26 protein-coding genes are annotated in these 16481 nt (G+C 68.2%); all 26 read right to left on the bottom strand.

The genetic code is table 11. The annotated features are described in order from the left end of the window. Positions 1-4: 4 nt before the first annotated feature. On the bottom strand, positions 5-454 hold the full coding sequence (locus tag HKK72_RS10990; protein WP_187234203.1) for a hypothetical protein: 450 nt from the start codon (positions 452-454) through the stop codon (positions 5-7). Further along, on the bottom strand, positions 451-1422 hold the full coding sequence (locus HKK72_RS10985) for an Ig-like domain-containing protein (RefSeq protein ID WP_187234202.1): 972 nt from the start codon (positions 1420-1422) through the stop codon (positions 451-453). The genes HKK72_RS10990 and HKK72_RS10985 overlap by 4 nt, the downstream gene beginning before the upstream one ends. Beyond that, on the bottom strand, positions 1422-1694 hold the full coding sequence (locus tag HKK72_RS10980; RefSeq protein WP_187234201.1) for a hypothetical protein: 273 nt from the start codon (positions 1692-1694) through the stop codon (positions 1422-1424). The genes HKK72_RS10985 and HKK72_RS10980 overlap by 1 nt, the downstream gene beginning before the upstream one ends. Next, positions 1694-2104 (bottom strand): hypothetical protein, encoded by a 411-nt coding sequence (locus tag HKK72_RS10975; protein WP_187234200.1) that lies wholly within the window; start codon positions 2102-2104, stop codon positions 1694-1696. The genes HKK72_RS10980 and HKK72_RS10975 overlap by 1 nt, the downstream gene beginning before the upstream one ends. A 67-nt stretch (positions 2105-2171) precedes the next feature. Then, positions 2172-5006: a peptidoglycan-binding domain-containing protein gene (locus HKK72_RS10970; protein WP_187234199.1), complete on the bottom strand. Its 2835-nt coding sequence runs from the start codon at positions 5004-5006 to the stop codon at positions 2172-2174. Between the two features lies 1 nt (position 5007). Next, a complete protein-coding gene (locus HKK72_RS10965; RefSeq protein ID WP_187234198.1) occupies positions 5008-5388 on the bottom strand; it encodes a hypothetical protein in 381 nt (126 codons plus the stop codon). A gap of 14 nt (positions 5389-5402) precedes the next feature. Then, positions 5403-7067 (bottom strand): hypothetical protein, encoded by a 1665-nt coding sequence (locus tag HKK72_RS10960; protein WP_187234197.1) that lies wholly within the window; start codon positions 7065-7067, stop codon positions 5403-5405. Beyond that, complete coding sequence (locus HKK72_RS10955) at positions 7064-7327, bottom strand: hypothetical protein (RefSeq protein WP_187234196.1); 264 nt, start codon at positions 7325-7327, stop codon at positions 7064-7066. Before HKK72_RS10955 ends, HKK72_RS10960 begins: the two co-directional genes overlap by 4 nt. Positions 7328-7336: 9 nt before the next feature. Continuing rightward, positions 7337-8881 (bottom strand): terminase large subunit, encoded by a 1545-nt coding sequence (locus tag HKK72_RS10950; RefSeq protein WP_187234195.1) that lies wholly within the window; start codon positions 8879-8881, stop codon positions 7337-7339. Beyond that, positions 8878-9147 (bottom strand): hypothetical protein, encoded by a 270-nt coding sequence (locus HKK72_RS10945; protein WP_187234194.1) that lies wholly within the window; start codon positions 9145-9147, stop codon positions 8878-8880. The genes HKK72_RS10950 and HKK72_RS10945 overlap by 4 nt, the downstream gene beginning before the upstream one ends. Before the next feature lie 421 nt (positions 9148-9568). Beyond that, the gene (locus HKK72_RS10940) at positions 9569-10003 is read right to left on the bottom strand and encodes an AAA family ATPase (protein WP_187234193.1); all 435 of its coding nucleotides are present in this window, start codon (positions 10001-10003) and stop codon (positions 9569-9571) included. Next, a complete protein-coding gene (locus HKK72_RS10935; RefSeq protein WP_187234192.1) occupies positions 10003-10188 on the bottom strand; it encodes a hypothetical protein in 186 nt (61 codons plus the stop codon). Before HKK72_RS10935 ends, HKK72_RS10940 begins: the two co-directional genes overlap by 1 nt. A 3-nt stretch (positions 10189-10191) precedes the next feature. Further along, a complete protein-coding gene (locus HKK72_RS10930) occupies positions 10192-10560 on the bottom strand; it encodes a hypothetical protein (RefSeq protein WP_187234191.1) in 369 nt (122 codons plus the stop codon). Between the two features lie 5 nt (positions 10561-10565). Next, positions 10566-10853 (bottom strand): hypothetical protein, encoded by a 288-nt coding sequence (locus tag HKK72_RS10925; RefSeq protein WP_187234190.1) that lies wholly within the window; start codon positions 10851-10853, stop codon positions 10566-10568. Continuing rightward, positions 10853-11068 (bottom strand): hypothetical protein, encoded by a 216-nt coding sequence (locus HKK72_RS10920; RefSeq protein ID WP_187234189.1) that lies wholly within the window; start codon positions 11066-11068, stop codon positions 10853-10855. The genes HKK72_RS10925 and HKK72_RS10920 overlap by 1 nt, the downstream gene beginning before the upstream one ends. Positions 11069-11179: 111 nt before the next feature. After that, the gene (locus HKK72_RS10915; RefSeq protein ID WP_187234188.1) at positions 11180-11362 is read right to left on the bottom strand and encodes a hypothetical protein; all 183 of its coding nucleotides are present in this window, start codon (positions 11360-11362) and stop codon (positions 11180-11182) included. Positions 11363-11372: 10 nt separating this feature from the next. Then, positions 11373-11741, bottom strand: a complete 369-nt coding sequence (locus HKK72_RS10910; RefSeq protein ID WP_187234187.1) for a hypothetical protein — start codon at positions 11739-11741, stop codon at positions 11373-11375. Next, positions 11738-12418 carry a hypothetical protein gene (locus HKK72_RS10905; RefSeq protein WP_187234186.1) on the bottom strand — a complete coding sequence of 227 codons (681 nt, stop codon included), beginning with the start codon at positions 12416-12418 and terminating at the stop codon, positions 11738-11740. The genes HKK72_RS10910 and HKK72_RS10905 overlap by 4 nt, the downstream gene beginning before the upstream one ends. Continuing rightward, positions 12415-12753 carry a DUF4326 domain-containing protein gene (locus tag HKK72_RS10900; RefSeq protein WP_187234185.1) on the bottom strand — a complete coding sequence of 113 codons (339 nt, stop codon included), beginning with the start codon at positions 12751-12753 and terminating at the stop codon, positions 12415-12417. Before HKK72_RS10900 ends, HKK72_RS10905 begins: the two co-directional genes overlap by 4 nt. Then, complete coding sequence (locus HKK72_RS10895) at positions 12753-12989, bottom strand: hypothetical protein (protein ID WP_187234184.1); 237 nt, start codon at positions 12987-12989, stop codon at positions 12753-12755. The genes HKK72_RS10900 and HKK72_RS10895 overlap by 1 nt, the downstream gene beginning before the upstream one ends. 17 nt (positions 12990-13006) lie before the next feature. Beyond that, positions 13007-13363 (bottom strand): hypothetical protein, encoded by a 357-nt coding sequence (locus tag HKK72_RS10890; protein WP_187234183.1) that lies wholly within the window; start codon positions 13361-13363, stop codon positions 13007-13009. Further along, the gene (locus HKK72_RS10885; protein ID WP_187234182.1) at positions 13360-13509 is read right to left on the bottom strand and encodes a hypothetical protein; all 150 of its coding nucleotides are present in this window, start codon (positions 13507-13509) and stop codon (positions 13360-13362) included. Before HKK72_RS10885 ends, HKK72_RS10890 begins: the two co-directional genes overlap by 4 nt. A 41-nt stretch (positions 13510-13550) precedes the next feature. Then, positions 13551-13928, bottom strand: a complete 378-nt coding sequence (locus HKK72_RS10880) for a hypothetical protein (protein WP_187234181.1) — start codon at positions 13926-13928, stop codon at positions 13551-13553. Then, positions 13925-14335, bottom strand: coding sequence for a hypothetical protein (locus HKK72_RS10875; RefSeq protein WP_187234180.1), 411 nt, complete (start codon positions 14333-14335; stop codon positions 13925-13927). Before HKK72_RS10875 ends, HKK72_RS10880 begins: the two co-directional genes overlap by 4 nt. Positions 14336-14394: 59 nt before the next feature. After that, entirely contained in the window at positions 14395-15828 is a 1434-nt protein-coding gene (locus HKK72_RS10870) for a DnaB-like helicase N-terminal domain-containing protein (RefSeq protein WP_187234179.1), read from the bottom strand. Continuing rightward, positions 15821-16481, bottom strand: a 661-nt coding sequence (locus HKK72_RS10865) for a hypothetical protein (RefSeq protein ID WP_222720574.1), incomplete at its 5' end; no start/stop codon positions are given. The genes HKK72_RS10865 and HKK72_RS10870, both read right to left, overlap by 8 nt.

Genomic DNA, 16481 nt, shown 5'->3' with positions numbered 1-16481 from the left:
CCTCCTAGGTCAGCTGCGACCGGAACGCGACCCGGTAGGTCAGCCCCGCGTACGCCGCGTCGTCATCCGTCCATGCGTCGAGCTCCCCGCCCGACACCGTCACCAGCAGCGCGCCGCCCAGCCTCGGGTCCGACGCGATCGCCTCCTCCACCGCCGTGCCGAGCACCTGGGCGGCGTCCTCGGCGTCCTCCTCGGTGGAGCCCGGCAGGCACACGAAGATGTGCACCGACGCGGTTCCCTGCTCGTCCCGCTGCAGCCGGCCGGCCGCGGCTTTGAACGCCATCGGCCTGTGGTTGAACGTCACCCGGCCCAGGTAGACGACCCGGCGTTCGATCCCCTCACGGGTCGGCGGCCCGTAACCGACCTGCACATCGGTGTCGCCACCGAGCGCCGGGACGGCGTCGAGCTTGGCGACGATCGCCCGCTTCACCGCCACCGCCGACGTGCCGCTCACCGGCGGCCACCGTGGAACATCGAGCTGAACTGCGGGTCGAAGTTCAGCGACCGTGACGCCGGGACCTTCCGGCCGCCGGCGCCGTCTCGCCTTGAGTACCGGGCGTACGCCGCGTCGACCGGTGGGATCCCGGTCTTGAACGGGCCCGGCATGTCCAGCCTGTAGGTGCCACCGTCGGAGATGGTGAACGAGCTTGCCCGGTCGGGCACCCCGGAGCGGGCGACGTTCAGCCAGGTCCGGAACCGTGTCAGGGCGGCCCGCACCAGATCGGCCGACGGGGCAGGCAGCCCGTACTCCAGCTCCACCACGACGTTGCCGTAGCCGCGTGTGAACAGAGCGCCGTCCAGTCTGCGGAGCGTGCCGTCGTCGGCGACCTGCAGAGCCGCCAGCTCTGCCGTGTCGAACGCTGTGAACGCCTCGTCCGCCCGGGGTGCCATCGTCACTGAGCGGATGCTGCGGACGTCCGCCAGGGACCGCTCTGGGCCTGGGTGCGTCAGGACGAGATCGCTCTCTCCGGTGCCGTCCAGGACCATGCGCGCGTACCGGGGCACGAACGCCCGGTCGCAGATGGCCTCGCATTCCTCTTCGGTCTGCAGCCGGGCGACCTCGAGCTCGGTGGCCGGGTACTTCGCCGGGTCGGACAGGGAGGAGTCGGAACCCCGGCCCTGCGCGAGCGAGAAGAAGAACCCGCCGACGATCTCGACCTCATCGGTCTGCACCACCGCGGCGCCTGCGATCGTCGCCGACCACGCCACCGTCAGTTGCCCGAGCAGCGCCTGCCCAGGCAGCGGAAAGGTGTACCGCCCGGAGTCGACACCAGCCGAGACCGCAGTGCCCGACGTCACCGCGGTCCCGTTGGCGTCGGTCACCGCGACCGTCACCGGCGTCGTGGAATCGGTTGGCTCCTCGCCCACCTCGAAGGTGTGGGCGAGGGTCGCAGCCGACGTCCGCAGGACCCTGGTCTTCATCAGCCGATCCGCACGTGCCCAGTGACCGCGGCGCTGGTGTCCACATACACCCCGTTGAGGCAGCGGACACCGTCGGCGATGTCGTCGCTCAGCGACCCGCCGGCGGCGAGGGTGAACGACGCCAGCACGGTGCCCGACGCTGCCGAGGCGTGGTCGTAGATCGTCACCGTCGCACCGGCCGCCGAGGCGATGAAGAACCCCCGGTAGGTGCACGGCACCGCGGACACCGCGGCGTCGCCGGTGACGTTGACCGCAGAGGCCTGCGCCGTCATCAGGAACCGATCAGCTTGTAGTTGATGACCAGCAGGCCGTCGGGGATGACCAGGCCGTTGCCGCCGTGGGTCTTCACGACCTCCAGCGACTCGTCCGCGTTGACCAGCAGGTTCGCGGCTGTCGCGTTCAGGGTGAACGGCTCCGGGGTGGACGCGACCGAGTTGGTCGCGATCCACGACCGGCTGGCCACTGCGGTCGAACCGGCGCCACTGACCTTGTTCGTCAGGGTGTAGACGCTGTAGTTCGTCCCGTCCGCGGTGATCGCCGCACTGGGCACGAACGTGACGCCGACGATCTGGAGCTTGGCGGGCGCGGTGAACACCGGCCAGTTGTCGTCGGTGCCCAGCGTCGCCTGCGACGGCACGTACGCCTGGTGACGGAGCACGCCACCGAGTTCCTTGAACTGCATTGCCCCTCCTCGGGAGCTCAGCCGAACGCCCCGGCCACGGTGGCCGGGGCGTTCAGGGAGTTGTCGGTCAGTTGGTGGCGCGCTGGAAGCCGCGGTGCTCGAGCACCGTGCCGCCGTAGGGGTGGCGGATCTTGTAGGTCAGCGTGTCGGAGTTGAACATGCTGCCCACGGTCGGGTCGGACTGGGTGAACAGCTCGGGGGTCTCCCGGCCGTTGAAGAACCCGAGCTCGATCGTCGGGCACATGGTCGGGTCGGCGACGGTGTACCAGTCGTCGGCGTCGGAGTAGTAGTCGATGACGATCGGCTCGAGCCCCTGGTGGAGGTTCGGGGTGTCCGAGGGGCCAGCCGGGGTCGAGGGGATCGCCACCGCCGAGGTGCACAGCTGGAACGCGAGCTCCTCGAGCGCGCTCGGGACGACCAGGAACTTCGGCACGATGCTCAGCACGTCGCTGGAGTCGCCGTAGGCGGTCTGCTGCCGCATCCGCCGGCGAAGCACCGACAGGTTCGACTGGCTGAGCGCACCCGACTGGGTGTTGGCGTGGTTGGTGTGGAACAGCGCCGTGCTGTCGTAGGTGACGGCGGCGTTGGTGGGGAGGATGTCCCACACGAACCGGTACAGCGTCTGCGCTGCGGCCAGGCCGAGCTTGCGGGGGATGTTCGCGATGGCCCGGAGGTCGTCGTTGGCGATCATCTCCAGGGTCAGGTCCTCGGTGCCACCACGCTTGGTGATCGTGTAGGTGGCTTCCTCGTCCGTGGGGCTCGTCAGCGGCTGGTACGGCGCCCCCTGGTTGACCGTGGGCAGCACCCCGTACCCGCCGACCCGGTCGATCCGCTGCGTGCGGAAGTCGTTGATCGGCACGATGGTGCTGACGATCTTCCGCCAGGTCTGCAGGTTCGGCCGCGAGTACTCGGCGACCATCCGCCGGGTGATCGAGTCACCGAGGACGGCGTCCCAGCTGGCGGTCGTCATCGACTCGGTGGAGCGGACGCTGGAGTCGTAGGTGCCCATCGACTCCCGCAGGATCGTCCGGCTGTAGTCCTCATCGAAGGACTTCGGGCGCTTGCCGGTGAAGTCGGCGAACGCCTCCCGGAAGGACCGGTAGCCCGTCGAGTAGTCGCCGGCGAACATCGCGTCCAGTGCCGCGACCTTCTTGTCGTGCGCCTCCTGGGTGACGGTGACGCTGCCCGCGGTCGGCGCCAGGCCGGCCCGCTCGGCGATGCCCATCACGGTCTTCAGCGACGCGATCCGCGCGTCGACGTCGGACTCCCGGATGGTCTCCGGCAGCTCGGCGGTGAGCGACTCCACGACCGCCTCGGGCAGCCCGGCCGACTTGACCTTCTGCTCGATCATCAGGTGACCGAGGAAGGACGTCTTCGGCTGTGCGGCCTCGGTGACCTTCTCCGGCACGACCGGCGCGTCGACCGGCTTGGCTTCCTTCGCGCGAGCCAGGCCGATGCCGGCCAGCTCCTCATCCGACGCCTCTTTGAACGCCGCGAGGATCTCTTCCTTCGTGGGCACGTCGCCCTCCTTCTCCTTAGCGGGCTCGGTGCCCGTTTCGATTCCTCCGGCGACCATCCGCGTCGCCTGCCCGCCCGCGGCCGGGTCGGCCACAAGGTCAGCGCTGTTCACCTTCGTGATGGCCGTTGCCTCCTGCAGGCGACGGCCGCCGGCCACGACCGGCTTGTAGTGGCCCATCACGTCATGGGACACACCGATGATCGGAGGCAGTCCCGCCGCCTGAGCGGCGAGCGTGGCGTCCAGGGACTCCGCCGCGTGCGTCGCGCTGGGCAGCAGATGCAGGTCCCCGTAGACGCCATCGGCCTCCGCCTCCACGTCCCGGTAGTAGCCGACCAGGCCGGAGATCGTGGACGACCGCATCTCGTCCTCGGTGCGGTGGTGGTCGTAGGCCCGTGCACCCTCGTACAGGTGCGAGGCCGCGGTCATCACCGACTCGGAGTAGCGGCGGCCGTTCTTGGAGTCGCCGTAGGCGATGATCCGCACCCGGAACACACGGCCGCCGTCGGGCGCGTCGTCCAGGGCCTCGATGACACGGCCGTAGATCCGATCGGAGGCCTCCGTCAGCGAGTCGCCGTCGCCCTCGTTACCGCTGGCGGCGACCTCGGGCGCGGGCGCGTACGCCCGTACGACCTCGGACGGCTCGCCGAGGGTCACCTCGCCGGTTTCGGTGATCTCGTAGGAGCACTGGAACAGGTCGTCGCCACCGGCCGCGTACACCACCTCCGAGGTGGTGAGGTCGGAGACGTAGACCCAGCAGTACTCCATGCGGGCCGCGGCCTTGGCGCGCTTCTGCAGCGCCGCGCGTACGGCCTCCTTGACGTCGTCGAACGACATTGCGCCGCCGACCATGGCCTCCACGGCCTCCGAGTGGTTCATCCCTCTCCTCTTGGCCTTGGCCGCGCCCGCTCGAGGGCGCTCCAACTTGTCGGCGGTGGTCAGCTTCCGCAGCAGATCCGGGGTGACCTTCCCGTCCGGGGTGACACCGAGCTGCCGCTGCGCCTTGACCACGGCCGCCGTGGTGCGCTGCCCGAACTTGCCGTCGACGACCAGCTTCTTCGCCCTGGAGTCGGCCAGGCCGTGCCGGTTCAACGCTTCCTGCAGCTCCTTGACCCGCGGGTCGCCACCGCGCGGGCCGTACCCGGTGCCGGTCTTGCCGTCGTAGGCCATGACCTCGTCGGAGTCGGTCGCCTCGGTGACGCGGATCGGGATCGGCTCGAGCGGGTCGAACTTGTGGCCGCACTCGGGGCACGTCACGATGTCGCCGACCTGCTCCCCATCCGGCTCTCCGGCCGCACCGCGGAACGCCTGCGTGCACGCCTCCTGGCTGCACAGCCGGCAGACGCCCGAGCCGCCGCACGTTGACGTGTCGTGCCCCTGCGTCATGTCAGCTGACCAGCTTCTGCAGGTCGCCGACCAGGCCGCTACGGGGCTTCTCCCGGCCTTCCTCTGCGGCGAGTGCCTGGGCCGCGCGCTCCTTGTCGTCCCCGACCCACGCCAGGACGTCCTTCGCCGACGCGTCCGGGACCACGTCGGGGCCGGGCGTCGCCGGAGGCTGGTCGACGATCTCCGCCAGCTTCTCCTTGGCCACCTCCACCGGCGACGGCGCGTACGGCTTGACCTCGCCGTCCTCGGTCAGAAGCGTCTTGACGCCGTCGTGCGTGGTGACGACCAGGCCGCCGTCGGCCTCCTCCGCATCGACGATCTCCCGCGGCTTCATGCCCATCGCCCGAGCGACATCGGCCCGGAACTCGTTGGTCAGTTGCATGTCCGTCCCTCTCCTCAGCTGGACTTTCTGTTCTTGCCGTCGCCCTGGTTCGGCCAGTGACCCATCACGTCGTGGTACCAATCGGCGGCCGTGCGCTTCGCCAGGTCCTCGTCGCCGTCCATGTGCTTGAGCAGGTGGCGGTAGAGCGTCGTCCACGGGTGCGCGCTGGTCTTCCACTTCGCCAGGCCCTCACCGCGGGTCCAGTAGTCGTGCAGGACCTTGGAGTTGCCGCGCTTGCCCTTACGCGCCTCGGTCGCCTGCGCGTCGTCGATCGCCGTGGCGATGTCGTCAGGGTCGGCCTCAGACGAGTCCAGGTCGGCCGTGTAGGGGATGCCGACGTAGTCTTCCCAGGCTTTCTTCGCCGCGATCTTCGCGCCCTCGCGCGACAGCGCCCCGATCTGCACCAACTTCTCCAGGCCGGTGGACAGATTCAGGAGCACCTGGGCGGTGATCTGGGCGTCCGCCGCCGCGATCTCGGGGCCCGTGATCGTCACCGCACGCGACGCCGACACCTCGAACCGCTCGCCCGTGCGCGGGTCGAGCGCCTCCACCGTCGCCGACAGTCGCTTGGCCGCCACCGCCCGGTCGATCGCGTAGGCGGTGAGCTCGGTCTGGTAGTCCAGCCACAGCTTCTGAACCCCGCCGACCCGCCGGCGTACGGGCTCAGCCATCGTCAGCGACGTCGCCCGGTTGGAGTCCTCCGGGTCCGCCAGCCACGTCCTCGCCAGGCCTGCGCCGGCCGCCACCTGAGTGAGCGTCTGGCGGGCCGCGACGCTGTCCTCGTCGGCGCCGGTCGAGATGTGCTTGGGCTCCCACTTGACCGCGTCGTTGTGGACCTCGATCGACCCTGAGCGGGGCACGTGCATGCCGCCGCGGGCCGCCACGAAGTCATCGACCTCGTCCTGGCCGCCCTCCACGGTGACGTCCCACACCATGTAGCGGGCAAGCGCCGTCCGGTCGATCAAGTTGGAAAGCACGGTGTCGAAGGAGTCGAGCTGGTCGAGCACCGACATGAGAAACGGGGTCCCGCGGACGTCGGTGTCCAGGGCCTTGAACGACGGCCAGAACATCGCCTGACCCTCGAGCAGGCCCGTCTGGTCGTTCACGGCCACGACCGAGTACCCCGGTGCGTCCTGGGCGCCCTCAGTCCCGCCGAGGTGGACCTTCGACGGCCAAAGAGGGTTCCCGCGGTAGAGGTCCACGCTGGAGATCCGGCCCGGGTCGATCGGGCAGTACCGGACCGCGCCCGACATGGAGCCGGTCATCATCTCGTACAGCGACTCACCCATGATCAGATGCGAGCGCAGCAGCAGCTCCTGGCGCTTCGCGAGCTGGTTGCGGGGGTCCGTCCAGAAGTCGTCGACCACCCGCCTGACCTGCGGGTTTGACGCCTGGTACGTGACGCCAGAGTCGCCGACGCAGAACGCGACGTAGGTGTCGATGATCGCTGTGGCCATGGGATTCGACCGGTAGGCGGTGACGCTGTAGATCCGCGCCTTCTCCGTCGTCCACCACGGGACCTCACGGCCAGTCGACCCCGCCGGCCGCCATCCGCGATCGCTGTCGAGCGGGTCGAGGCCCCACGCGCCACCAGCCGCGCCGGTGGCAACGATCTGCTCAGCCGTCGCCTCGACTGCCCGCTGTGCACCGCGCCGGCCCGGGACGAACAGAGGCCTCATGACGCCTTAGCCACCGGAGTCGAACGCGCCGCGGCCACCGGGTGCACGGACGGGGCCGCAGCAGGCTGTACGGCGGCATCAGCGCCGACCTGCGCTAGCACCGCCAAGCCCACAGCGAACGCGCCGCCAGTCAGCACCGACCACCACACGTTGCCCGTGAGGCCGCCCACAGCGACCACCACGGCCAGCAGACCGAGCAGGCCGAACAGGTTCGACACGTCACCGGCCGGGATGCGAGGCACACGAATACGGATCTCCACGGCTCCTCCTCAGATCTGCAGCCGGCCGGTCGGCCGGAACATGTCGGTGGTCTCGACCCTGTTGGACGGGCCTGCGACGGGCTTGGGCCTGGGTGGCGGCCGGTTCTCATGCGCCCAGATCGCGATGGTCACCGCCATGAGCGGCGAGATATCCACGGTCTCGTCACGCCGAGACCACACCTTCGCGTCGCCGAGCGGCCTAGTGGTCGCGCCCTGAACGGCCGCTGTGAGAGTGGGGTGAGGCCGGAACCGCATCCGCGGCGACCAGCCCCGCTCTGCGTCCTTCGGGCGCACGATCGCCCCGTACAAGCTGCCGTAGGCGTTGCCCACCTCGCGCATCGTCGGGGTGATCAGCTCCACGCCGCGGCGCTTGAACTCGGGGACGAGCGAACCGGCCGGGCCGCCCGGGTCCAGCGCGATCCCTGCTGCCTTCTGCTTCTTCTTGATCGCGATCGCCCGGTCAACGACCCAGTCCGTCGCAGACCGGTGGTCGACGAGCTCGCCGTGCGTCAGCCCGTCCGCTCCGACGCCAGCGATCGCGATGGAGGCGTACGCCTGATCAGGAGTGACATCGACCGCGATGAACACCGGGTCCAGCGCCTTGGACTGCTCGTCCTCCACCTTGCGCCAGGCGGCCTCGGGGATGACCTCCCAGCCACCCGACCTCGACGGGTAGTTCCCGACCGAGAGGATCTCCCGGTTGAAGCCCTTCACCGACATCGAGGTGTGCAGGCGCGCGATCATCTCGAGCGACACCCGCCGGCCTAGGCCGGGATTCGTCTTCGCCCACACCTTCGGGTCGTTGCGATCATCGTGCTCGGTGCAGCCTTCCGCGCACTCCTCCGTGCACAGATCGGCTGACCACTCGAAAAAGGCCAGGTCAGAGGCCCCACCCTTAAGCGCGCGGTTGCGGACGCTGGTGATCTGCCCGCACGGCGCCAAGTCCTTGTCGGCCGCCGACCCGCCGTACCACAGCTGCGCGTTCGGCCGGGCCAGCATCGTCGGCATCAGGGCGTCCACCGAGGCGTCCGACAGGTGCTGTGACTCATCCCAGATGTTCAAATCGCCGCTGAAGCCACGGCCCGAGCCAGTCGAGCGGGCGACGAACCGCAGGCGCTGCCCGCCGAGGAGCTCGATGCCCTCCTCGCCCTTCGACCTGGCGACCGTCTTCACGCGCCGGCGGAACTGGGCGTTGCCCTCGATCAGCGCCAAGATCCGCTTGAACATCTCGGTAGCGGTCTTGAATTCGTGCGCGCTATAGAGGATCAAGGCCTCGTTGAACAGGAACAATCCGGCGAGCACCCTGGCTTCGAACACCGCCGACTTGCCGTTTTGGCGAGCGAGGATCAAGGCGCACTCGAAGGCGGCCCACTTCCCGTCGGCCCGCTCGCCCAGCGCCACGTCCAGGACCATCCGCTGCCACGGGTCCAGGTGCAGGCCCGCCGACGCGGCCAGCTCGAACGCCTCCTGCCCAGCCGACGACAGCGCCTCGGGAGTGACGCAGATCCGCGGCTGCTGGGCGCCGAGGAGCGGCGGCTCTGCGAGCAGGGTCATCCGAGGCCCGCCGAGCTCCGGCGCTCTTTGCGCTTTGCCTCGAGGTCGTCGATCTCATCGGACGCGGACTGATCCGGCGCGAGTTTCTGCAGGTCAGCGAGGGTGGCGCGGAGCTGGGCGTGGAGCATGCTCGCCGGGGTCGGGGTGACGTCCGGGGTGTCGAGACGCCGGGCGAGGTCGAGCGCCGACGCGGCCAGCGCGGTCTCGGCGACCGCGGGTCCCCAGCGATCAAGGTCAGCCTGGACGGCGTCCACCAGCTTGCCCATGATCACCCCCTCGCTAATCCGGTCGAAGTACGGTTGAGTGGATTAGCGAGCGCGCCCGGAGACGGTGATCACGCCCGTCGCTATTCGGTCGAAGTCCAGTTGCCCCGAATAGGGATGCATGGATATGCAAGATCGATATTCATCACTCTCCGTCACATCTCACGCTCTGTAATCGCGGAGAGAGAAGAGGGAGGCTGCGGGCTCAGTCCCCCGGCACCCTTCAAATGGACTTCGACCCCGGGGGGGTTACACATAGTGTTTGTGCAGGCCAGAGGCTTGATCCTTGACCCTCTGAGCATCACGCTCTGTGTATGTCCTCGTGATCACTCGCCTGTGCATCACGCTGTGTGTAGCTATGTGTGATCGCACTTGGGTCATGCATGTATATGCAGGCTCGTATGCATGCATGAGTATGCAGTGATCACCATTCGCGTGAGGGTTGCACGTTGGCTGGGGTTGCGTCTCGCTCGGCGTACCACTGTTGGGCTACGTCCTTGGCTACGCCTGAGCGCTGCTCTGCCAAACGCTGCATGACCACGTCCTGACCTGGGTCAATGGTGATCACCTGTGCGTTGTGACGTGCGTACTTCTCCATGGCCTCAGGCCTGGGCTTGGTGTGGATGACGAACACGTCCACCTTGTCCACGTACCTGAGCGCCGAGGAGATGGCTGTGAGCCTTGCCCTGTGGGCTACCGAGCGGACAGTGCGTCCATGGGTGTGGCCGTCTGCCCCTTGCACGGTGAGGGCTGAGGCGATGCGGTCCAGGTCGATGACCACGTCGCCGTCCTTGGCGTGCTCAGTGACCCATGTGGTCTTCCCTGCGCCTGGTGGGCCTACGACGATGTAGAGCGCCATCACGCAGCCCTCTCGGCTCGCAGCCATCGTGTGAGGCTGCCTCGGTGGGCTCGCTGGTCGTGGCCGGTCAGCATCGCGGTCGCCTTCTGCTCATCGGCCCACCAGACGTGGCCGTCGGCTGGGATGAACACGTAGCCGCAGAACGGGCAGTCGCGTGGGACGAAGGCGTCGGGCTGGTAGAGCACCGGTCACCAGTGCCCGCATCCGGTCGGGCCGGGCATGTGGTCCGGGAAGTGGTCGCTGGCGCCGATGCAGTGGGTGTTGTGGCGGTGCAGGGTGCGGCACTTGAAGCGGCCCCAGTAGGAGCCGGTGAACTCCCATGGCTCGAGCAGCGCGACCCGGAGTTTGCTGTCGGTGGACCGGCAGGCTCGGATGCCGAGTGCTTGCTGCAGCCTCACGTAGGCCCGAGCGATTGGATACCGGCGTCGCTCCAGCCAGGTGCACCGAGCCCATCCGAGGGGCTCCAGGACGTACCAGCGGGCCTTCTGGAGGCGCGGAGCGGGCTCGGCGTGGATGAGGCGCATCCCCTGCACGAGGGCGTCGACTCGGAGGTTCATCGGTATCACCAGTCCCTTGATCCCTCGACGATCACGAAGCCCTCCGTGGTGCCGGCCATCTGGTTGCAGTTCCGGCCGCAGTCCTCGCAGCGGATGCCGCCTCCGTGGGCGCGGCGCAGGTACTGCCGGTCTTCCGGGTCAAGCTGGAGCTCGAGAAGGCGGCTGCGCGGTGGGTCGTGGTGGATTTGGCTGGCTCCGAGGTGCCCGCAGATGTCGCAGAGGGTCGATTCGGCGAGCATCTCGGCGCAGATTCGGCGCCACGGGCGGCCTTTGCGCCCGGAGCTGGCTGCCATCAGAGCCAGGCAGGCCGCTCAGCGGCCGGGGTGAGGGCGCGGAGGTGCTGTTTGATCAGGTCGGCGACGTGCTCGTGGGGTCCTTCGATGGTGACGCCGTGAGCTTTGCAGGCGAACCGGGTCTGACCTGTGGGTTCCCAGTTTCTCCAGCCGTTCACGGGCTCGATCTCGCGTACGCCGTGCTCTATCTGGCCGTCACAGGGGGTCATCGCCATGTGATCACCTCAGACATGCGAAAAGCCCGGCCTTGTGCAGGTCCGGGCTTTGGAGACACCTATCTCAGGTGCGGATGACCATTTCACCACGTGTTACCTGCAGTTATCAACTCAGGCCGTGGCGAGTCGCGCATTGAGGATGTTCTCGGCGTCCTCAATGGCGTAGAGGGTCCGGCCGCGGTGGTCACGGCCACGGCGGGGAAGGATCTCCGGGTGGCGGTGGGCGAGGATCCTGACCGCGTTGACGCTCATGCCGAGCATCAGGGCGATCGCCGCAGTGTCAGCGCACGTCACGGCCGCCACCTCAGCACGGCCTCTCTCGCTCGCGCTGAATGGTCTCGAAGACGACGTCGATGGGCACGTCGACGTGGTCCGGGGTCAGCCGGACGGCCGCGTCGACCTTGTACCACTCGTCCTCAACGTCGATCCCATCCACGCGGGTGGCTCTGATCGGGTTGTGGTTGGTCTCGATCTCCACAACCTCGACCTCCTGGTCGAGGGCGGGCAGCAGGTGCGCGCGGACGAGTGTGCACAGGACGGCGTGCCACGGCTCCTTGGTCAGGTAGGCCATCCCGCGCGCGTCCATCTCGTCCAGGAGCGCGTCAGGCTCGTCCCCGTCTCCGAAGCCCCACTTCGACAGTAGGCACTCCGAGCGCAGCGTCAGCGCCTTCATGCGCTCATCCTCGCTCGTTCGGCCTTCCGTCGCTCCTCCGCAGCCTCTACGAGGCGCCCAAGCAGCCCGTATTCGGCTGGTGTCCACCGGGCGCGGCATTCGCGGTCAGGGCAGTACACGCCCTCACCCGAGCGCCAGGTGATGCGCTCGCTGGCGCGACGGTCGTGCAAGGTGCCCTCGTCGCCACGCTGCCGGAGGGTGGTGACCGGGTCGTCGTGGAGCGGGCAGCGGATCTCACCCCGGTCGCCTCGGAGCGGCTGTGCGCGGCGTGACAGGCCGATGGCTGTACGGACGAGCCGATGCCACCGGAACACCTCGTGCGCGAGCCGCTTCGCGTCCTGCGGCTTCTCACGGCCGACCAAGCGCCTGAAGAGCACGCCGGTCGACCGAATCGTCTCCTCGATGCTGATCCGGCCGCCAGGTTCGCCGAGGACGTCACGGGCCTTCCACACGGCCGGCCACGCGTCCCTGTCGAGTTCCTGGACCGCGGCGAGGACGTCGCCGTTCACCGGGATGGTGTGGACGTTGGCGGTCGTGGTGACCCGCTCGTTGGCCGGGCCGCCCTGGTCGCGCTCGAGCGCGCTCGCGAGCTGTGGCCACAGCGTGAGGAGCTCCGAGACGGCCTGGTCGACCTGGTCGCCGAGGGCGTGGAGCTCGCGGCCCTGGTCGGTGGTCATGAGAACTCCGCGGACGCACAGATCTCGAGGAGGATGTCTCCATGGCACGCCTCGTCGAGGCCACACCGGCAGGCCAAGTCCTTACCGGCCAGTTCCCGCCGTGCCCGCTCGACGAGTTCGGGGTGCTCGGCGAGGTGGGCGCGGAACATCCGTAGGCACTCGTCGCGCTCGTGTACGACCCCGTGGCACGTCGGCACCTTGCATGGCTTCTCCAGCCGGTGCGGGTTGTGAAACGGGGACCGTGATAGGTGGGGCGCTTCCCGTCCGACGTACTCGGCGCCGTCCGGGAAGCGCGGGTGGAACCGGTCGCCTTCCACCCTCACGCGGCGGGGCATCACGCGCGGCCTCCCGTACCCGCAAGGTTGGCTGCGCGAGCGTCCGCCGGTACGAACTCCACTGTGAAGCTGACCCAGCGGTGAGCCCGCTTGAGTTCGAGCCCCATCTGGTACGCCTCAGCCTCGGAGTAGTACCGAAACGCGCCGCCGCGGTGCCGAATGTGACGGACGTAGCCGCCCTGTACGGCGTAATAAACCTCGTACAGGTCGCCGAAGCTTTCCCTGGTGGCCCGCAAGCACCAACTATCGACTCTCACTGTGGTCTCCCCTCTATGCTCCCGAGGTGGCCGGGCCCGGTTCGAGCGGGCCCGGCCGTGATGGTGGTCTGCCTCGTCATCGGGGCCACCGCCGGCGCGGGCGCGGGCAGACTCCACGAGGTCCAGTCGTCGCCTTCCGTGGTCCCGACGGGCATGGCCTCCCGCGAGTAGGTGTCCAGGTCGGCAGCCATGAGTTCCGCAACCCCAGGGAGCGCCTCTCTGCTGACGCGGTCGAGGACGGGGCCGAACAGTGAGGCGAGGTGCGTTTCCACCTCCTCGAGCTCGGAGGTTCGGACTGCGAGGATCGTCCGAGCGGCGATGCCGTTGATGCGAACGAACGTGACGTCGGTCATGAGGTTGCCTTCCTGGTACGAGCCCAGCGGCGTAGCCGGCGGACAGACACGTCCACCGCGACGATCGCGGCATACACGGCGGCCATTGCGGAGACGTTCACGCCGATCGCCCAGAAGACGGTGATGACGAACGGGTAGTCGGACACGGGGATACTCCTTTCGTTGTTCCTGTCGGTGAGCTGGTGGATTAGGCAGGGGTGAGGGCGTTGTACGCCTCGGCAGCCACGGAGAGGCAGTACACGATGTGGTCGTCGGGGTGGACGCCGCGGCGGCCCATGGCGTCGGCGAGGTCGTTGGCGGTGGTCCAGTCGTCGGTGATCCGGTCGGCGTAACGGGCGACGCGAGCAATGAGCAGGACGCGGCAATCGCGGCGGTTCTTGTGGGCGCTGAGCCACCGGCGGAAAGTCAGCGGCAGCACCGCGGCGGCCTTCTCGCCAGCGCCGGGGCAGGGCGTACCGGGCCTGTCGGGGCGGTCGTGCTTCTGGGTGGTCCCGTTGATGCGGAGGCGGATCTCGCTTTCGCAGCAGGGGCACAGGCCGATCGTGGGTGTAGTCGTGGTGGTCATTGGCCATTTCCTTCCCGGTGCGCTTCTCGAACAGATCTGCGGACGAGTTCCTCCCACATGCCGCTGTGGTGGCTCAGCAACTCGGTGATGGCTGCGTCTCGTGCGAGCGTCGCCCAGCGCGTGCATATGTCCATGAGGTCGGGCGTGGCTTCCACGTACAGGTATTCGGTGAGGTGGTCGTCATTGACCGCGATGACGTGCCGTGGCCCTTGCGGCCGGCGCCACACGGCGAAGCCTCCGCCGAATGGCCGGCTCCCGATCTCGAAGATGGGCTCGTATCCGAGGCTCTCGAGGAGGTCCTCCTCGCTCGTGCCCAACTTGGCGTCTCGCCAGGCGTCCATGACGGGGTCCGCGCCTTCAGTCCACTGTCCGGCGCTGTAGTGCAGCGCGCGGCTTGTCTCGGGCATGGGCTGGTCTCCTGCCGCTAGAAGGGTGGGCTGTTTGGCCCGAGGGTCGTCGTAGGTGGTCATGGCGTCCCGCAGTTGGATTCGTGGCCGACGCTGTCGACGTCGAAGCCGCATGACTCGCAGCGTCCGCTCTTGGCCTTGCACGTGGTGCACACGGTCGAGCCGTCAGCCGCGAAGAGCGGGGCAATCCGGTTGCCGCACTCGGTGCATGCAGGACTGTGCTGCCGCTGGGTGTCGTTGTACGACCGCGGGTCTGTGTAGGCATCCTCACCGAACACACCTTCGAACGGCCATGGCCTGCCGCGTCGGAGCTTGTCCGGCCAGGCGCGCTCGTCGCGGTCCCCCCGGAACCGCTCGATGATGAGCGTGTGCGGCGGGTCCTTCTCGTCCTTGGACTTCTTCAGCGCGAGCCCGAACTCAGGCCAGCGGGACCAGACACCGGAGCCCATGGGGCGCAGCGAGCGTTGGCCGGCCTGGTCGAGCGGCGCGTGAGTCTCCAGCCACAGGGCGATCCCGTGCTTCTCGCGCATCTGGTCCAGGAACGCAGCTACCTGCGAGTTGAGCTGCTCAGCGCGCTCACCGCCGTCCACAAAGCTCTTGTACAAGGGGCCCATCAGCATCAGGTCCGGGCGGGCATCGGCTATCGCACGGTCAAGCAGGTGCTGGTCGCGTGGCCGTTTCAGATCGAGCCCGCCGGGGCGGGTCCATCGCCAACACCGGTCGTCGTCCCACCCGGGCACCTGACGTCCGAGGGTGACGAGCCCGCGCGCCTTGCGGCGGACCAGGCCGGGAGGGTTCTCCAGGTCGACCAGCAAAGTCCGCTTGGGCGGGATCTCAACGAACGAGAACGGGTTCAGCCCTGCGGCGACGCACACCCACACGTGCCGGGCCAGGGTGGACTTGCCTGCGCCTTCAGAGGCGACAACGATCACGCGTTCCTGCACCTCGAGGACGCCCGGGATGATCGTCTCGTTGCGGTCATCGGGCTGGTCGACGAACGCGCCGGCGGTGGAGAAATCGGAGATGCGGGAGTCGGCGATCTTGCTGACGCGGCGAATCGCGGCTTCGGATTCGGCGATCACGCCGTCAACGTCACCGCGGCCTCGGTAGCCCATCTCGACTACCTGCGTGCCAGCGCGGATCAGCCTTCGGAGGGTGCTGCATTCGACGACTTCGGCGATGTAGGTCGCGATGTTCGCCACGGTCGGCACCGTCGTCATCAGGGTGTGCAGGTAGGCACCACCTTCGACGAGGTGAAGCTGCCCGTTCTTCTCGAGCAGCGCCCGGACCGCGATCGGGTCGGCAGGCATGCCACGGCCGTACAGGTCGAGGATTGCCTTGTAGATCTCCTGGTGTGTGGGGCGGAAGAAGTCATCTGGCTGGACCTGCTCGGCTGCAGCGCCGATGGCGTCCGGTGACAGGAGCATCGCGCCGAGGACGCTCTGTTCGGCGGGGATGTCGGCCGGGTGGATGCGCTCGAACTCGTCAGACATCCCAGCCACCTGTGTTCTCCTCGACAGCGTCGAAGCGGCTGGACTCGTCCGGAGGCAGGGCGCGGGCGTCGCGGGCTTGCATGCGCAGGGTGCTGTACTGGGTCCGGAACTTGCCGAGGGACTTGATGTTCTTGCGCCAGAACGGGTCGGCCTGGCACCAGTCGAGGACCTTCAAAGCCTCATCGAGGGGAACGCGGTCCCGGTCGATGAGCCGCCGGGCTTCGTCGCGCCACCCCTTGCTGATCTTGGTGTCGCGCTCGAGAAACCCGTTCGCGGTCATCCGCTCGGCGAGCCGCGCGCAGAGCCGTTCGACGTCCGCCCGCGGTGGTTCTTCCTTCTCCTCGGACTGGTCTCGTGGCGGCGCCGGAGGCGTCGTCGCTTCGTTCCGAACGACAGAAGAGTCAACAACGGGAAGTACTTCACCTACACCAGCACCAGCACCAGGCCCGTAGCTATGGCCTGCCGATGGGGTTGCGACCCCATCGCTATGGGGTAGCGACGGGGTCGCGACACTCTCAGCAAGGCGTCCGATCAGGTCTTTCACGTCGGTCGAGATCGTCTGCCGCGTGTGCTCGGGCAAATCATCGAGCGGAAGCCGTTCCAACTCGACGATCAGGGCCTGGCGAAGGGGTCGCGACCCCGTAGCTAGGGCA

It is taken from the genome of Actinomadura sp. HBU206391 (assembly GCF_014323665.1).
GTDB lineage: Bacteria > Actinomycetota > Actinomycetes > Streptosporangiales > Streptosporangiaceae > Actinomadura_C.
This window is presented reverse-complemented; position numbering and strand designations above follow the sequence as displayed.

What these genes read in the sequence shown, in the direction of transcription:
- HKK72_RS10875 (WP_187234180.1), bottom strand. Translation starts at nt 14,335, where the DNA reads ATGCCCGAGACAAGCCGCGCGCTGCACTACAGCGCCGGACAGTGGACT.
- HKK72_RS10940 (WP_187234193.1), bottom strand. Translation starts at nt 10,003, where the DNA reads ATGGCGCTCTACATCGTCGTAGGCCCACCAGGCGCAGGGAAGACCACA.
- HKK72_RS10910 (WP_187234187.1), bottom strand. Translation starts at nt 11,741, where the DNA reads ATGAAGGCGCTGACGCTGCGCTCGGAGTGCCTACTGTCGAAGTGGGGC.
- HKK72_RS10905 (WP_187234186.1), bottom strand. Translation starts at nt 12,418, where the DNA reads ATGACCACCGACCAGGGCCGCGAGCTCCACGCCCTCGGCGACCAGGTC.
- HKK72_RS10985 (WP_187234202.1), bottom strand. Translation starts at nt 1,422, where the DNA reads ATGAAGACCAGGGTCCTGCGGACGTCGGCTGCGACCCTCGCCCACACC.
- HKK72_RS10880 (WP_187234181.1), bottom strand. Translation starts at nt 13,928, where the DNA reads ATGACCACCACGACTACACCCACGATCGGCCTGTGCCCCTGCTGCGAA.
- HKK72_RS10945 (WP_187234194.1), bottom strand. Translation starts at nt 9,147, where the DNA reads ATGGGCAAGCTGGTGGACGCCGTCCAGGCTGACCTTGATCGCTGGGGA.
- HKK72_RS10960 (WP_187234197.1), bottom strand. Translation starts at nt 7,067, where the DNA reads ATGAGGCCTCTGTTCGTCCCGGGCCGGCGCGGTGCACAGCGGGCAGTC.
- HKK72_RS10870 (WP_187234179.1), bottom strand. Translation starts at nt 15,828, where the DNA reads ATGTCTGACGAGTTCGAGCGCATCCACCCGGCCGACATCCCCGCCGAA.
- HKK72_RS10925 (WP_187234190.1), bottom strand. Translation starts at nt 10,853, where the DNA reads ATGGCAGCCAGCTCCGGGCGCAAAGGCCGCCCGTGGCGCCGAATCTGC.
- HKK72_RS10965 (WP_187234198.1), bottom strand. Translation starts at nt 5,388, where the DNA reads ATGCAACTGACCAACGAGTTCCGGGCCGATGTCGCTCGGGCGATGGGC.
- HKK72_RS10975 (WP_187234200.1), bottom strand. Translation starts at nt 2,104, where the DNA reads ATGCAGTTCAAGGAACTCGGTGGCGTGCTCCGTCACCAGGCGTACGTG.
- HKK72_RS10890 (WP_187234183.1), bottom strand. Translation starts at nt 13,363, where the DNA reads ATGACCGACGTCACGTTCGTTCGCATCAACGGCATCGCCGCTCGGACG.
- HKK72_RS10900 (WP_187234185.1), bottom strand. Translation starts at nt 12,753, where the DNA reads ATGCCCCGCCGCGTGAGGGTGGAAGGCGACCGGTTCCACCCGCGCTTC.
- HKK72_RS10980 (WP_187234201.1), bottom strand. Translation starts at nt 1,694, where the DNA reads ATGACGGCGCAGGCCTCTGCGGTCAACGTCACCGGCGACGCCGCGGTG.
- HKK72_RS10930 (WP_187234191.1), bottom strand. Translation starts at nt 10,560, where the DNA reads ATGAACCTCCGAGTCGACGCCCTCGTGCAGGGGATGCGCCTCATCCAC.
- HKK72_RS10950 (WP_187234195.1), bottom strand. Translation starts at nt 8,881, where the DNA reads ATGACCCTGCTCGCAGAGCCGCCGCTCCTCGGCGCCCAGCAGCCGCGG.
- HKK72_RS10970 (WP_187234199.1), bottom strand. Translation starts at nt 5,006, where the DNA reads ATGACGCAGGGGCACGACACGTCAACGTGCGGCGGCTCGGGCGTCTGC.
- HKK72_RS10920 (WP_187234189.1), bottom strand. Translation starts at nt 11,068, where the DNA reads ATGGCGATGACCCCCTGTGACGGCCAGATAGAGCACGGCGTACGCGAG.